The sequence below is a fragment of the Enterococcus sp. R12 genome (genome assembly GCF_058135755.1).
The window spans coordinates 962858-978513 of the sequence record NZ_CM176874.1 but is presented as its reverse complement, the minus strand read 5'-3'; the positions used below and the strand labels follow the sequence as shown (position 1 = coordinate 978513).

Annotated in this window: 13 protein-coding genes and 1 pseudogene; 2 read left to right on the top strand and 12 right to left on the bottom strand. The window is 46.0% G+C overall.

Annotated features, from left to right (window positions below; genetic code table 11):
* The first annotated feature begins 117 nt into the window (after nucleotides 1-117).
* Nucleotides 118-1749: a PucR family transcriptional regulator gene (locus tag ACTW1R_RS04580; RefSeq protein WP_167821641.1), complete on the top strand. Its 1632-nt coding sequence runs from the start codon at nucleotides 118-120 to the stop codon at nucleotides 1747-1749.
* 30 nt (nucleotides 1750-1779) lie between these two features.
* On the opposite strand, the gene arcC is transcribed toward ACTW1R_RS04580, so the two are convergent.
* The 7 genes from arcC to allC are packed head-to-tail and all read right to left on the bottom strand — an operon-like array spanning nucleotide 1780 to nucleotide 9748.
* Entirely contained in the window at nucleotides 1780-2715 is a 936-nt protein-coding gene (arcC, locus tag ACTW1R_RS04575; protein ID WP_015509188.1) for a carbamate kinase, read from the bottom strand.
* On the bottom strand, nucleotides 2688-3551 hold the full coding sequence (locus ACTW1R_RS04570; RefSeq protein ID WP_489927464.1) for an oxamate carbamoyltransferase subunit AllH family protein: 864 nt from the start codon (nucleotides 3549-3551) through the stop codon (nucleotides 2688-2690). The genes arcC and ACTW1R_RS04570 overlap by 28 nt, the downstream gene beginning before the upstream one ends.
* Nucleotides 3552-3589: 38 nt before the next feature.
* Entirely contained in the window at nucleotides 3590-4852 is a 1263-nt protein-coding gene (locus ACTW1R_RS04565) for a YlbE family protein (RefSeq protein ID WP_489927463.1), read from the bottom strand.
* Between the two features lie 12 nt (nucleotides 4853-4864).
* Nucleotides 4865-6619 carry an acyl-CoA synthetase FdrA gene (fdrA, locus tag ACTW1R_RS04560; RefSeq protein WP_016610608.1) on the bottom strand — a complete coding sequence of 585 codons (1755 nt, stop codon included), beginning with the start codon at nucleotides 6617-6619 and terminating at the stop codon, nucleotides 4865-4867.
* An 8-nt stretch (nucleotides 6620-6627) separates the two neighbouring features.
* Nucleotides 6628-7704, bottom strand: a complete 1077-nt coding sequence (gene allD / locus ACTW1R_RS04555; RefSeq protein ID WP_156235996.1) for an ureidoglycolate dehydrogenase — start codon at nucleotides 7702-7704, stop codon at nucleotides 6628-6630.
* Between the two features lie 13 nt (nucleotides 7705-7717).
* A complete protein-coding gene (gene allE, locus ACTW1R_RS04550) occupies nucleotides 7718-8503 on the bottom strand; it encodes a (S)-ureidoglycine aminohydrolase (RefSeq protein WP_005225360.1) in 786 nt (261 codons plus the stop codon).
* A gap of 15 nt (nucleotides 8504-8518) precedes the next feature.
* Nucleotides 8519-9748 (bottom strand): allantoate deiminase, encoded by a 1230-nt coding sequence (gene allC, locus ACTW1R_RS04545; protein ID WP_489927462.1) that lies wholly within the window; start codon nucleotides 9746-9748, stop codon nucleotides 8519-8521.
* Nucleotides 9749-9917: 169 nt separating this feature from the next.
* On the opposite strand from allC, the gene ACTW1R_RS04540 reads away from it, so the two are divergent.
* A complete protein-coding gene (locus ACTW1R_RS04540; protein ID WP_489927461.1) occupies nucleotides 9918-10790 on the top strand; it encodes an alpha/beta hydrolase in 873 nt (290 codons plus the stop codon).
* Between the two features lie 85 nt (nucleotides 10791-10875).
* On the opposite strand, the pseudogene ACTW1R_RS04535 reads toward ACTW1R_RS04540, so the two are convergent.
* The 5 genes and pseudogenes from ACTW1R_RS04535 to ACTW1R_RS04515 form a co-directional block, all read right to left on the bottom strand.
* A pseudogene (locus ACTW1R_RS04535) lies at nucleotides 10876-12797 on the bottom strand (transketolase family protein).
* 165 nt (nucleotides 12798-12962) lie between these two features.
* A complete protein-coding gene (alsE, locus tag ACTW1R_RS04530) occupies nucleotides 12963-13655 on the bottom strand; it encodes a D-allulose 6-phosphate 3-epimerase (protein ID WP_086294769.1) in 693 nt (230 codons plus the stop codon).
* A 70-nt stretch (nucleotides 13656-13725) separates the two neighbouring features.
* Nucleotides 13726-14826: a PTS fructose transporter subunit IIC gene (locus ACTW1R_RS04525; RefSeq protein WP_489927460.1), complete on the bottom strand. Its 1101-nt coding sequence runs from the start codon at nucleotides 14824-14826 to the stop codon at nucleotides 13726-13728.
* Nucleotides 14827-14850: 24 nt separating this feature from the next.
* On the bottom strand, nucleotides 14851-15171 hold the full coding sequence (locus ACTW1R_RS04520) for a PTS fructose transporter subunit IIB (RefSeq protein ID WP_008380953.1): 321 nt from the start codon (nucleotides 15169-15171) through the stop codon (nucleotides 14851-14853).
* 25 nt (nucleotides 15172-15196) lie between these two features.
* Nucleotides 15197-15649, bottom strand: a complete 453-nt coding sequence (locus ACTW1R_RS04515; protein ID WP_074536500.1) for a PTS sugar transporter subunit IIA — start codon at nucleotides 15647-15649, stop codon at nucleotides 15197-15199.
* Nucleotides 15650-15656: the final 7 nt, after the last annotated feature.

Here is a 15656-nt window from a genome sequence, read left to right as displayed (position 1 = left end):
TTCTCTTTTTGATTTCACTGTCCAACGCCTTGTCAACGTTTCCAAGTTTGTTGTACAATAAAGCTAAAAAAGGACATGTTTTTGTTTGTTTTGTTCAATTCCAAAAGGAGTTTCTCTATGAAGTTAGTTGCTGAATTGCTTGCTATACCACGCTTTTCCAATTTGCGTTTATTGACAGATCCCCTGACTGCGGAAATTCCCGTCGACAGTATCGAAATCACCGAGACCCCCGATATCGCCCACTATATTCCTGAGCATACCTTTATCTTAAGCACGGCGATGGTTTATAAAGATAATCAAGGAGCGCTTCTGGAGCTGATCGATTCTCTCGTAGCCAAAAATGCCGCTGGATTAGGCATCAAGATCGGTCGTTTTTTGGATGTCATCGATCCTGAAGTGATCGCCTACGCCGATAGCTTGGGTTTCCCCATCGTAGAAGTACCTGCCACGATGCCGCTAGGTCGTTTGATGCACCAGCTTTTGAATTTATTGTGGAACACCAAAACCGAGCAGCTGAGTTATGCGTTAGACATTCAAAAACGGTTCTCTGCTTCCTTGATGAAGGATGTCAGCATCGCTCGCTTTATCGCTGATTTTGGCCAAATGGTCAATACACCGATCATTTTGTTGAATCCTTTTAAACAAGTGATCGCCCACTCCAAGCATTTCACCCGCATGTCAAAACCCGCGGAGTACTACATCCATCAATTAGGACAAACGAAAGGGGTTTTTACTGGTGAAAAAAGCGGGGCGATCCCTATCAAAGATCTTCATGAAAAAACGTCACAAATTTCTTATTATGCTATTGAAACCTCCACTTATTTCCCCCATTATTTAGTCATTTTGAATCCTGAGGCGATTCCTTATCCTGTCTCGGATTTTGCGCTGGAACAAGCAGCCTTGGTCTTGTCGTTTATGCTCTTCAAGAACCAAAAAGTGCAAGAATCTTTTGAAGATTTAAAAAGTGACTTTTTAACACGGATGATCGAATACCAGCAATCCACCAAGCAAGAACAAAAGGATTGGTTAGACCTCGGAAAGACTTACGGGTTGGTCAAAGCCCGCCATTATCGTGTCATCTATGGTGCCTGTGAACCAACCAAAGAAACCAAAGGAAAAGACAAATACCTAAAAGAAGAAAGTGACCTGGTCTATCAGTGGTTTAGTGAACAACTACCTTATCGCATCAAAGATGTTTGTCTCTTTCGCTTAAAGGGCAGCAATCACTTTGCGATTTTCGTGCAGCACAAGTGTGATGCCTTAGAAGATCATTTGATCGAGACCGCCAATGCTTTGACCAATCGGTTGCCATTTCGAATGGCCTTTGGGGTAGGGAGTGTCTGTGAAAGTATCAATGATTTAGCCAGCTCCTACATCGAAGCAAAGACTGCTTATGAAGAACGAAGAGGCCAGCATGATTCGTCCATCGTCTCTTTCTACCATCAACGGGGAATGCGGAGTCTATTTGAAAAAATGAGCCCTGAAGATATCCATTATTTCTGCCGTACGATTCTTAAAGAATTGGCGTTTCCGCAAGAAGATGCCACCATCGAATTGCGCAAAACCTTGCGGGCTTACTTGGATTATCAATGTGAGATCACCCGCACCGCCAAAGCCTTGTTCGTTCATCGCAACACGATCAAATACCGCATCGAACAGTGTCAAAAGCTACTAGGAAAAAACGTGCATGATCCTAGCATCAGCCTGGATCTGCGTTTAGCCCTTGAGCTGTCCGAAGAAGGCGACTAATAGGCGAATCAAGCAGTTGGATCGCTGGTGTTACCCAGCGATCCTTGTGCCTGCTTCACCTAACAATGCTAAGTCCGCTTCTTCCAATGAGCAGATGATTGCTGTCTTTCCTTGTTTGGCAAACGCAATCGCCGCTTCCATTTTCGGCCCCATACTACCTTCTGCAAAATGCCCCGCATCAAAATATGCTTGCGCTTCACTTACGGATAAGCCCGTTAATTTTTCTTGCTCCGGTGTTCCGTAATTGATATAAACGTTGTTGACGTCGGTCAGCATCATAAATACATCGGCATCCACTTGTTCTGCCAGTTTTTTCCCAGTTCGATCTTTATCGATGACTGCTTCGATCCCTTTCAAGCCTTCCGCTTGTTTTACGACTGGAATCCCTCCGCCGCCACCAGCGATCACGATGGTATTTTGATTCAATAAATGAACCATTGATTCCACGCCGTGGATCGTCACAGGTTGTGGAGATGGCACGACGCGACGGTACCCACGTCCAGCATCTTCTTCCATCACCCAATGTTTTTCCTCAGCCATCTTTTTTGCTTCTTCTTCTGAGTAGAACAAGCCGATCGGCTTCGTTGGCTTTTCAAACGCGGGATCATCCGCTGCCACTTCCACTTGGGTCAATAAGGTCACGACATTGCTGGTCAGTTCTTCTTGCTCGATTTTATTTTTGATGCTTTGCTCCATTAAATAACCGATAAAGCCCTGTGACTCTGCATTGCAGACATCTAGTGGAAAAGGCGGCACGACTTCTTTGGCTTCTTCATTTTGTCGTAAAATATTGCCGACTTGCGGACCATTGCCGTGCGTCACGACGATTTGATGGTCAAGCTTCTCGATTTTAGCGATCTGTTCCGCACTTAACTGGATATTTGCAAGCTGTGTTTCTACGGTCGCTGGTTGATTCGGTTTTAAAATTGCATTGCCCCCTAGAGCGATGACCACTCGTTTTGCCATATGAATTCCTCATTTCTATTGTTTTGAAATTGATCGATACTGCGAGCAAACCCTGCCAAAAAGTCAGCCCCCGAGGTATGACCGATCGCTAGTATCTCTTTAATTACTTGGTAAAAAGCCGCTGAATCGGTACACCTGGTCAAGGATAATGCCGATTGATTGAATGCGCCTGTCAGTGCATGCAGAAGATAATGTTTACTGACGTCAGTCGTTAAATCATTGACTGTCAACAGCCTTCTTTGTAGATAAGCCACCAAGCGGGTATCTGCTTGCCCCATCACTCGGCGAGCCAGTAAATGACCAACTAGCATATCATCGCCTGTGGGGGTCAATCCGACACCCCGTCCGACTAAATAAGCGACTGCTTGCCGTTGTTCCTTAAATGAAGGCGTGCATAGCTGATCGATTGCGTCATAAAACGGATGATTGCTGCGGATGGTTGCTGAAACAGCTTCTTGAATCCTCGTCTTTTCCGTGACATGTTGCAGGATTGACCAAAACAGTTCTCGATCAAATGGGACTGTGCCAGCTGGAAAGGTGGTTGTAAATTTGGCTGCCTTTTGAAAAGACAGACGATGATGCGGAAAATGGATCACCCGTTGCTGAACCACAAGAGTGGTACCAGCAACTAAGCCTGTCGCCAACGCTGCATAATCGTCGGCAGCTAAAATCATCCCTTTGGGCACGCGAGCCGCTTGTTTGGAGACACAGATCAGCTGATCCTGACGAGGATCTTGTAGATTGAAACTATGCTGAAACACACTGTGAACGAGCCAGTTGCCATTGATAAATGCGGGTTCAAATAAAGCTTGGTCGATCCATTTTGCCTGTATCATCGCTAGGTTGCTCCTTTTCCACGTTTTCAGTCCCTGATTTATTCTTCAAATCCTAATTTTTTTGCATAAGCCAAGACAGCTTTTTCAAAGCATTCCATTGGTGGTGTCACTGTCCCGGCACCAATTTGTCCCCGTCCAGCTTGTTTGTTGGCGATCCCTGTATTGATCACCGGTAAGATCCCTGTTTCCACGACTTTCCGAGCATCGATCCCTAAACAGATCCCTTTGAAGTCCCATGTAGGGACGGGAAAGTTCGGATTGGTATCAATGGAGATCTCTAACATCTCATTGCTGGTTTTCAACGCATCGTGAAATCCACCAGAACCAACGAAGCGTGTCACAGCTGGGGCAGCAATCATTGCCATTCCCCCAACACCAAAGGTTTCCGTAATGGCACTGTCGCCCATATCTGGAGAGGCATCTTCTTCACTGAATCCTGAGAAATACAGCCCTTTTGGTGTATTGACAGGACCAGTAAACCACTCATCTCCCATGCCAGAAATACGGATACCGAATTCATGCCCGTTGCGACACATTGCGGTCACAACCGTGCCTTCTTCAATCGTCCGGGCGCCATCAAGCACCGCTTTTGAAGAAGCCATCATGATATTCAAGAAAAACTGATCCGTGTCTGCTAAAAACTGAATGACTTCTGGTTTTTCTTTTTCAAATCCTTCCAGGGTAACGATCGCTGGCGCTACTTCTTTTAAGAACGCCAACGAAGCAGCAATATTCCGTTGATGGAACTCATCCCCCATGGCGATTGCTTTTGCGACTAAGACATTGATGTTCAAGCCATCGGGTTTTGTTTGTAGTGCAGCACTTAAAACTGGTGCTAACGTATTTTTCATCCAATGCAAGCGATCAATGACTTCTTGAGAATAGGCGCCAAAACGTAAAACTGCCCCGATCCCTTCGTTCATCGTACAATATGCTCGGTTGCCATCGGTTTTGTTTTCCACCACGAGCACTGGCATATTGGCAGAGGTGATGCCCCCCATTGGGCCAACCGCTTGCACGTGGTGACAAGGAATCAGTTGAACCTCCCCAGATGCTAATAAATGACGTACCTCTTCTTCCGTTTCGCCCCAGCCTTCAAAAAGCCCCGCACCAACACAAGCACCTTGAATCGGATCGATCATCTGATCGTAGCGGATCGGTGGTCCTGCATGCAATAGGACTTTTCCTTCACCTAACTCTGGAATGACACTGACTGCTGGAACGACATCCAACAAAAAAGGCGAACCCGCAACGATTTTGGCAATAACGGCTTGGTTTGCTTCTTCAATAGTTTCGTACACGATAACTTCCTCCTACTCTGATAGTGACACTTGTGCTAAGAAACGTAAGGCTTTTTGTAACGTTACGTTTCCACCAGCAATTGGCTGCCAGTCATATTGAACGACTTGACCGTGATGCGCCTGGATTGCTTCCGCAAAGCTACGCAATCCTACATTGATGAACGCGTCATTCGCCAACAATTCACGGCTCTTTTCAGATGGCTCTGGCAACGCATCGGCAGTTGTCACTGCTTTTGGCAACAGCTTACGACTAATTGGGGAAAACGGGTGACCGAGCATTGCTAAAGCTTGTTTGACTGCTTGGGCATTGCTTTGACACAAAATCACGCCAGCTGCGGTTAAAATCTCTGCTTGCTCGTTGCTGTCTTGGGGATCTAAATCAGTTCCGACGATCGTAGCGATCACCGCTAACTCCCGGCCAGCTGCTTGTGCTGCTTCCTTCAACGATTTGATGGTCGGTGCCAATTCACTCGCCATATCTTGATGAGAGCCGTACCCTAAAACGATATCTAACAAAATCACTGCCGTTTCAGGATCTTCTCCCGCTTGTTTCAACAGTTCGATCCGCTTTGTTGGGTCGATCATCGGATGGGGCTTGCCTTGCGTATAGATGTCATCACCTAAATCGATGATCTCATGGCCAGCTGCTTTTAAGATGTACCCTTCCTGATGGGCATCTTCTTGTTCTAGATTTAATCCTGCTTTGACTAGCATCGCTGCTTCGTACGCCAATGTTCCGCCAGAATAGTAAGCTTTGATTTTTTGCTGTTCAGGTCCAAAAGCGGCAGCTGCCGTTTCCTCTTTTACTGGCTCTAATCCAATCTGTTCTTGACGTAGTAGCTGCACGGCTAATTGAGCCGCTTCTTCCAGCGTGTAAGCTCGGTAAAGATTTTCTTCGTGGTCCGTTGGCTCTTCCCCCAGAAAAATCGTGACTGCAGGTTTTGTTCCTCTTCTTAATAATGCCAACACTTCATCTCGGACACGTGGTGCAGGTGGTTTGGAGATCACCACGATCACCTCCGTATCAGGATCATGTTCCAAGGCAAGAATGCTGTCTTTCATGGTGATCCCACCGACGGCTTCTTTGAGATCTCGTCCACCGGTTCCGATGGCTTGTGTCACACCGGCACCCAATTTATGAATGATGGTGGTGACTTCTTGGATGCCCGTACCCGAAGCGCCGACAACACCGATTTTCCCTTTACGAACGGCATTCGTGAAGGCTACTGGTATCCCATTGAGAATCCCTGTGCCACAATCTGGTCCCATTAAAAGAAGTCCTTGTTCATGAGCCATTTTCTTTAGCCGAACTTCCTCTTCCAATGAAACATTATCACTGAAACAAAAAACATGTTTGCCCGCTGCTAATGCGGTTTCAATTTCTGGTGCTGCCATAGTACCAGGAATCGATAAGACAGCGACCTTCGCATCTTTTCCAAGATCTAAGGCTTTTTCCCAAGTTTTGACGCTTTGGGTTTCTTCTCCTGCGCTATTGCTTTGGTCCGATAAGAAGGCATCGATTTCTGACAGGACTGTTTCGATGATTTCTTCCTCTTCAATGTCTAACACGAGCACCATATCGTTGGAGGTCGCATTGCTCATCTCCTCGGTATAAAGACCACCCGTCTTGAAGATATCCTTATTGGCAGGTGTACCCATCATGACCGAAGCGTTGTTGATCCCTTCGATCGTCAGTAAACGATTGGTCAAAAGCATTAAAACAATGGAATCTTGGTAATTGTTTTTTTGAATAATAGTGTGTAACATGGGTCTCCTCACTTTCCTGTTCCTGTCTGTGCAAAGGCATCTGACCCAGAATACTGGTCAAAATGAACCGTGTCGCTAATGAGATAGCGATAAATGTTCTTTTCGATAGGAATGCCTTCTGCCATATATTTTTCATAGGTTAGTTGATTGATCTCGCCTGGATAATAGACTTGCTGGAACTGTTCAGCAGCCGGTATGGCGTGTAGCTCTTCGATCATCGTTTCGACTGACTCTTTAAATGTGTCTAAATCTGTAAAGCGTTGCGGATCGATCAGCAAAATAAATTGCCCTAAGTCGCGGCCTTTCGTCAGATCGTTGTACATAGAGGAAACATGCTTGCCAAAAGGCAGCCCAAGGAGCATTCCAGACAAGATATCCACCATCATCATCAACCCAAAGCCTTTTGGTCCTGAGATTGGCAATAACCCATGAACATGATGCGGATTTGTCGTTGGCTTGCCATGGGCATCAACGGCCCATGTTGCTGGAATCTCTTTATCTTTGGAACGAGCATCTAAAATTTTGCCCCACGCTTGGACCGTCGTTGCCATATCAAAAACCACCGGCGCACCATGCTTTCGCGGTGCCGCAAAGGCAATCGGATTGGTACCAAAATAATTTTCTTTGCCGCCAAAAGGAACCACCATTGAATCCGATTGGCACATAGATAATGCAATCAAGTCAGCTTCTGCAGCTTTTTTGACATAATAGGATAGCGCCCCACTATGACTCGTTTTCCGTACACCAACCGCCGCGATCCCAGAACGTTTGGCCATCTCAATGGCATACTTTGTCGCTTCTAATACGACGACCTGCCCTGCGCCATTTTGACCGTGAACGATCCCGCTGCTCGGCCCAGTCTCTTCAAACGTGATCTGTGGAGTGCGATTCATCCCACCTTTAGCGATCCGCTCTGCGTAATAGTCTACCCGCACAGCCCCGTGAGAGTGGATCCCGCTGGCATCGGCAAAAACCAAATGCTCTGCAACGATGGCTGCGTGCTCTTCAGACAAACCAGCAGCCGCTAATTTGTTTTGGATCAATTGCTGTAACTCTTGTGACTGTACAATAACCGTTTCTTCCATCTTCTAAACTCCTTTAAATTTCCGGATCGCGGTTGCAATCTTTGGAATAAATATAGGTCAATGGTTCGTCACGGCCAACACCATAGGCCGCTTGCTGTACATAGGCACTCATGAAAATGTAGTCGCCTTTTTCCACTGGGAACCACTCATTATCTAAGTTATACATCCCTTTACCTGACAGTAAGTACGCCCCATGTTCTTGGTAATGGGTCTCAATGTAGCCATGACTTGCCCCTGGTTCAAAGGAAAGGATATGGATATTCATGTCAAAGCCCAGCTCTTTTGGCAGGAAATCCCAAAGTAGGACGTCTGCCATCCCTTCGTATTGGATCGGTGTCAACTCTGAAAGATTCCCCACTACTTTGTAGGCTTGGTGATTTTCAAGTGGTTGGTAACGTTTCTTATACAAGAACACTTCTGTCGCTTCTTCTTGGAGATTTTTCATATACAGTTTTTCTCCAGCAGGCAGATAGATATAGCCTCCGTCCGTCAATGTATGGGTTTCTTTGCCATCACTTACTTCCAGTTTGCCCGAGATGACATACAAGAAACTCTCGATCTCTGGACCGCCGAAGCCCAATTGGTTGGCGCCATCTTTTTTGAATGAAATGATGTAATCGACAAAAGACGCCCCTAATTTTGGTGTGCCGAGTATCGAACATTCACAGTTTTCGAAGCCTGGAATGACATTATTCACTAGCCCATCATGCGGCAAGATCGCAAAATTATTTTTTCTAATGACTGCTCGTGATTGCAGCAATCCATCTAAATAGCCCGTATTATTATTTTTATATCCCATGTGTGTCCCTGCTTTCTATTCTTTGTATGCTAGCTCGTAAAGGGAAGCTGCTAAAACTTCAACCCCAGCTACTAAATCTTCGATAATCGTTGCTTCGGCTGGGTTGTGGCTAATCCCATCAATACTTGGTACAAACAGCATCGCAGTTGGAAAATGTGGTGCAATGATTTGGGAATCATGCCCCGCCCCACTATGCATGACTTTGTAGCGTTTGCCAGTTTGCTTCACCGCTTGTTCCACCGTGGCAACGATCGTCTCGTCCATCGGCACAGGTCGTTCATCCATCCATAGATCCATCTCCACTGTCAGGTCGTGCTCTTTGGCGATCGCTTGAATGATCTGTTCTGCTTCAGCAGTAAAGGCATCCAATAGCTGCCCATCGGTATGGCGACAATCCATCGTAAACAACACTTCACCAGGAACCACGTTGACCGTATTCGGTTTTGGCTCAACTTTACCGAATGTCACTACTAATGGATCCCCAAGCTCTAAGCCACGGTCGATCACTGCGGCACACATTTTGGCAAAACCATACACAGCATCTTGGCGATAGCCCATCGGTGTGGTTCCTGCATGATTGGCTTGTCCTTTTAAGACAAAGGTGTAGCGCTTTTGACCAGCGATACTATTGACGACACCGATCTGCAAATTTTCTTTTTCTAAAACACTGCCTTGTTCGATATGGATTTCCACGAAGGCTTTGATGTCTGATCGAACTGGTTCTTGTGGGTCGCGAAAATCAAAGCCTTGGCGTTGCATCTCTGCCACGAAGCGATTGCCTTCAAAATCTGCGATCGCTTCAACATCGGCTTTTTTGGCCTCTCCGACAAAGTTTTTACTTCCCCAAAAAACGGTTGGAAAACGACTGCCTTCTTCTTCTGCCATTGAGATGACTTCCAAGGAGCGTAAAGGTTGCCCATAGGTCTCTTTTAAATACTTGATTGCTAAAGCAGCAGCAACGACCCCGTATTGACCGTCTAATGTGCCACCGTTGACGACGGTATCGATATGTGACCCTGAAAGAATCGTTTCTTCTGGATACTGGCTGCCTTCCATTCTGCCGAAGAGATTGCCGACTGCATCATAGGACGTCGTTAAGCCAGTTTCTTTTAATTGTTTTTCTACAAATGATTGCGCTTCTTTCCATGAATCGGTATAAAGCAGTCTAGTCATTCCTCCAGTTGGATCACTCCCAATCTGAGATAGTGCATCGATCATTGCCGCTACTTCTTTTTTCAACTCCATTGTTCTGCCTCCTTTGATTTATACGGTTATTGTAAGCGTGTTACTGAAGAACATCATTGTTCACTTTCGACAAAACCGTTTCTATTTTTAGTCATAACGCTGTTTTTTAAACCGCTTCCTTCACCTATACTCTTCCTTATACTATCGAAGAAGAGAAAGGAAGAAAACAATGGTTTATCCTAAAAATGCCTTTGCGCAAACAGAAAAAATCCAATTTGACACCTACGGCACTTTGCCGTTAGAAGTGACGATCCTAAAAGCAGCGCAGCCTCGGATCAGCCTTTTGTATTTTCATGGTGGTGGCTTCCTCTATGGTCAGCGAGAAGACCTTCCGCAGGATTATGTCCACCAATTGCTGGCTGCCGGTGTTAGCCTTTACCTGTTCGATTATCCACTGGCTCCCGAAGTAGCGCTACACGATATCTACCTTCATGCAAAAAAGGCAGTGGAGTGGTTTTTGGCCGAAGGCTGGCAGTTCAGCGGCGTTGGTACAAATGAGTACGTTTTGTTCGGTCGCTCCGCCGGCGGTTTTTTAGCGACCTTACTGACCGCAAGCACAAAGCACTCGGAGCAAAAGGGCTTGATCCGATTTTACGGTTACCAAGAGTTGTTTTGTAAAGAATTTTTGCAACCGGCACGCTTTTACACACAATTTCCGAAAGTCCCACCATTCGTCGCTGAAGCCATGATCGAAAGCCAACCCATCACCCACGGCACGTTAGAAAAACGATTCCCTTTGTACCTTTCCGCCCGTCAATATGGCAACTGGCAGCGTTATTTAGGCAATCGGGAACAGCTGGCAGCCTTGGCGATTCCTACTGCCGCTTACCAAGACTTTCCTCCTTGCTTTGTCGTTCATTGCAAAAAAGATCCAGATGTTCCCTTCAGCGCATCCGAAGCTTTCGCTGCACAAGTCCCCCATGCCAAAACACTTTGGCTCGACTTAGATCAGCATGACTTTGATCGGACACCAAATGCGATCGCTGATGAGTGCTATCAAGAGATGATTTCATGGCTCCTTTTAACAATAGAGAAAAATTAAGCGCAGATTTAGCCATGCTTCTTTAGTAAACAAAAACAGGCGATCTTCAAAGGAGTGTTCCCTCTAAAGATCGCCTGTTTTTTGATTATAGTGAGTTGAAAGTATTCACGACATTCTCAACACTGAAGCCGAATTCCGCTAAGACTTTGTTACCAGGTGCGGATGCACCGAAATGATCGATCGCGATCACTTTTCCATGGCAACCGGTGTAACGTTCCCAACCAAATGGGGAAGCCGCTTCGATCGCTACCCGTTTCTTCACTGCTTTTGGCAAGACGCTTTCTTTGTATTCTGAGCTTTGTGCTTCAAACAGATCAAAGCTTGGTAAGGAGACCACCGATACATCGATGCCTTCTTCTGCCAATTTAGCTTGTGCTTGAACCGCAAGATTCACTTCAGAACCTGTGGCGATCAAAATCCCCGCTGGTGTTTCACCAGCTTGTTTTGAAATCACGTAACCACCTTTTGCGACATTTTCATCCGCACCGGTTTGCGTGCCTTCGATCACTGGTAGATTTTGTCGGCTTAAGACTAAGACTGTTGGTTTATCCGTTGTCGTCATGGCCAATTTCCAGGCAGCACGGGTTTCATTGCCGTCTGCTGGACGAATCACTTGGACATTTGGCATGCAACGGACGCTGGCTAATTGCTCGATTGGCTCATGCGTCGGTCCATCTTCTCCCACCGCCACGGAGTCATGCGTCAAGACATAGATCACAGGTGCATGCTGGATCGCAGACAAGCGCACCGCTGGACGTAAGTAATCAACGAAGACGAAGAAGGTTCCGCCATAGATTCGCGTACCGCCATGCAATTGGATGCCGTTCATCGCTGCCGCCATCGCAAATTCTCGGACGCCAAACCAAATGTTGCGGCCTTCGTATTGGCCAGGTTCAAAGTCTTTTTCTGCTGCCACCATCGTGTTGTTGGATCCAGAAAGGTCAGCCGATCCACCCCAGAGACTAGGGACGGCTTTGGATAAGGCTTGGATCATCTCTTTGCTAGATACTCGACTAGCTTGTGAGCTGCCAACTTCGTAGCTTGGTAATGCTGCATCCCAATCTGCTGGCAATTCACCCGCAAAGGCTTGTTTGAATTGCGCAGCAAGTTCTGGGTAGGCTGCTTCATAGGCACGGAAGGTTTCGTTCCAAGCTGCTTCAGCTTTTTGCCCTTCATCGATCATGGTTTCTTTGAAGCGCGCGGCAACTTCTTCAGGTACGGTAAATTCTGGGTATTCCCAACCATAAATCGCTTTGGCTGCAGAAATGCCTTCGGCGCCGATCGGCGCACCATGAACGGCAGAGGTGCCTTGATTTGGCGCACCGTATCCGATCACAGTCTTGATTTCGATCAAGGTTGGTTTGTCGCTTTCAGCTTTTGCTTCGTCGATCGCTTTCGAGATCGCTTCTAAATCATTGCCGTCTTCAACGAGAATGTGTTGCCAGCCATACGCTTCAAAACGCGCACCGACATTTTCTGTAAAGGCTTTTGAAGTTGGGCCATCTAGGGAGATGTCATTTGAATCGTACAAGACGATCAGTTTGTCTAATTTCATGTGACCAGCCATGGATGCAGCTTCTTGCGAAACACCTTCCATCAAGTCGCCATCGCCATACCGACTGCCATGGCGATCCCTTGTCCTAAAGGTCCAGTGGTTGCTTCCACGCCGTCTGTGTGATCGACTTCTGGATGTCCTGGCGTGCGGCTATCCCATTGACGGAAGTTTTTTAGATCCTCAATGGTCACATCGTAACCAGACACGTGCAACAAGCTGTACAATAACGCCGAACCGTGTCCAGCAGACAAAACAAAGCGGTCACGATCCACCCAGTTGCGAGAAGTCGTTGGATTGACTTTCAAGTGTTTCGTCCACAAGGCATAGGCCATGGGTGCTGCCCCCATCGGTAATCCTGGATGTCCTGAATTGGCTTTTTGTACGGCTTCGATACTTAATGTACGAAGGGTGTTCACTCCTAATTGATCGATTTTATCAAATAGTTTTTTCAATTAATTTGCCTCCTTCACTTTCTTCAGCCAGCATGTTTCTATTCACTGCCTTTTCACAATAGAAAAGAACCGGACGTCCAAAGTTTACTGGCTAATAGGCAACGAATGCTCCTCTTTTTAACAGTCCTAACTTTGGTCGTTCGGTTCTTTTGCTTTCGGCTTTGCTTAGCTGCTCAAAACTTTTCCAGTCATTTCTTGATAATCTGCGACCATGATCGACCATGCTTTGGCAATGTCGTCATCTAAACCAAACAATCCACTGCGTCCGACAATATAGATGTCTGGATTGGCTTCATCGATCCGTTTGAAGGATTTCCGGTTGGAGGAACCGTCCATTTCAATGACATAGTGATAGTCGTATTCTTCCCGTAATTCCCGTAGTTCAACAATTTTATCTAACGCCCCTTCAATAAAGCGTTGGCCAGCAAACCCTGGATCAACTGTCATGATCGTGACTTTATCCAAAAGATCGATATAAGGCAAAATGACCGATACTGGCGTTTCAGGATTTAAAACGATCCCGGCTTTTAATCCAGCATCATGGATTTGATCGATCAGACGAAATGCTAATCCATCCAAAACCTCAGCGTGCATACAGATCCATTCACAGTTGATATCGATCAGCTGCTGCACCCAAAAAGCAGGTTCAGTGACCATCAAATGAGCGGACAGAGGCAAAGTACTGATTTTGCGGACCTCTTGAATAAACCATGGGGATAGGGAAATATTGGGTACGTAATGACCATCCATAATATCAATATGATAGGAGTCAACTTGGTCATTCAAAAAAGTGATTTGTTCTTTAAATTTATCTAGATCCATCGTCATCAATGACGGTGAAAATTCAACTTTGTTCATAGACTTATCCTTTCTCCTCAATCAGTCTTGTACTGAGAGGAACGACTCTTCTTTCAATTGAATCGCTTTTTTAGAAAATTTGAATATCATCTAAATCGATTTCTTCTTCTTCCACTTCTGCTTGTGCGGCTACTTGTTCTTCAGTGACATTTTTCTTAATCAAAGCCAAGGTGATCCCAGTCACTACTATATTTACCAGCAAAGCTACTGCCCCAGCCCATGGACGAGTCATGGTCGGCAGCATCAGCACACCACCAAACGGTACAGTTGCATCTGCCCCTAAGACCATTGAAACAGCCCCGCCAGCAGCGCCGCCAATAGCAGTTGCGATCAGCCCTCGGACGATATCGTTCATAACGATTGGGATCACCCCTTCAACGATATTGATCACACCCATTGGTACGGCAGACTTTAACGTTTCCACTTCTACAGGCGTATAGATGTTTTTGCCGAACAGTTTTGCAATGAAGAATGCGAAACCAAAGCCGATCGGTGTTGCAGTATTGACTAATTGCAGTGCAGTGATCGGTCCATTGATCCCTTCTGCTTGCATCGTCAGAACAAAAGCAAAGACCGTTTTATTGATTGGTCCACCATAATCAACGCCGCTCAACAAGCCGATGACGGCACCAAAAACCAATAATGAAGAGGAGCCTAAGCTATTTAATGCGTGCGTCAGTAAGTTCGTAAAGGCAGTGATCGGTGTACCGATAATATAGACCATGATCAGACCACCGATCAAAGAGGTCAAAAAGGGAATGATCAATGTCGGCATCAAGCCTTTCGCCCAATTTGGTACTTTAATAAATCGTAAAATAGCAATTACTAGATATCCAGCTAAGTAGCCGCCCAAAATTCCCCCAATAAAACCTGCACCAATGGCATTGGCTGTCAAACCAATAATAAACCCTGGCGCGATCCCCGGTTTTTCGGCAATCGCATAAGAAATTCCTGTCGCAATGACCACTGGAAGCAACCCGAGTCCTGCGCCTCCCATCGTAGCTAAAGCATCCCAAATCGTAAATTCACCTGGCACTAGTTGTCCCTGGCTGGTGCCGCCGAAAGCCATGCCAATGGCAATCAAGAATCCGGCACCGCAGACAATCGGAATCAAATAGGAGATGGCTGTCAACAAGTGTCCTTTTAAATTCAATGCTTTGATTTTTTCCATAGTTTCCTTCCTCCTTCGGTTTTCTTAGACCGCCTGCTGTTGGACGACCTCTTTGGCTTTTTCCAACAATTTGCTTGGGGACTTGATGGCAACTTCGGTCGGCACTTGAATGATCCGTTTCCCTTCAAATCGTTCACGTCCTGCTACTTTGACGTCAACTGCTAAAATCACGACATCTGCAGCCGCAATCGCTTCAGGTGACAATTCATTTTCACGACCGATCGTTCCTTGTGTTTCCACATGGATCTCGTAGCCTGCCTTTTTAGCCGCATTTTCTAACTTTTCTTGAGCAATATAAGTGTGAGCGATCCCTACTGTACATGCACATACTCCGACGATTTTCATAAATAATTCCTCCTTAAATTTTCTGTTATCCTTGAAATGCTTCAATCACTTGCTGCGGCTCTTTTGCTTTCAACAAGGCAGCCGTCACCTCGTCATTTCCTAATTTCCGAGCGAACAAAGAGAGTAGTTTCAAATGCTTTTGCGCCCCTTCCGTGTCATCACCGACGGCGAATAAGATAATTCCTTTCACTCCCTTGCCATCCAACGTTTCCCAAGGGATCTCTTCTTTTAAAACCCCGATTGCTACGCCGATCTCCTTCACATGAGCACTTTTTCCATGAGGAATGGCAATGTAATTACCAATCCCTGTTTGACCAACTGCTTCCCGCTCATAGACATCTTTTAAAAATGCTGCCTGATCCGTCAAATACTCATTGGTATATAAAAGCTGACTCAATTGCTGCAGGGCTTCTTCTTTAGAAGCTGCCTCCATGTTGGTTTTGATTATTTTTGGATCAATCACTGTTGAAATATCCATTCGTTTT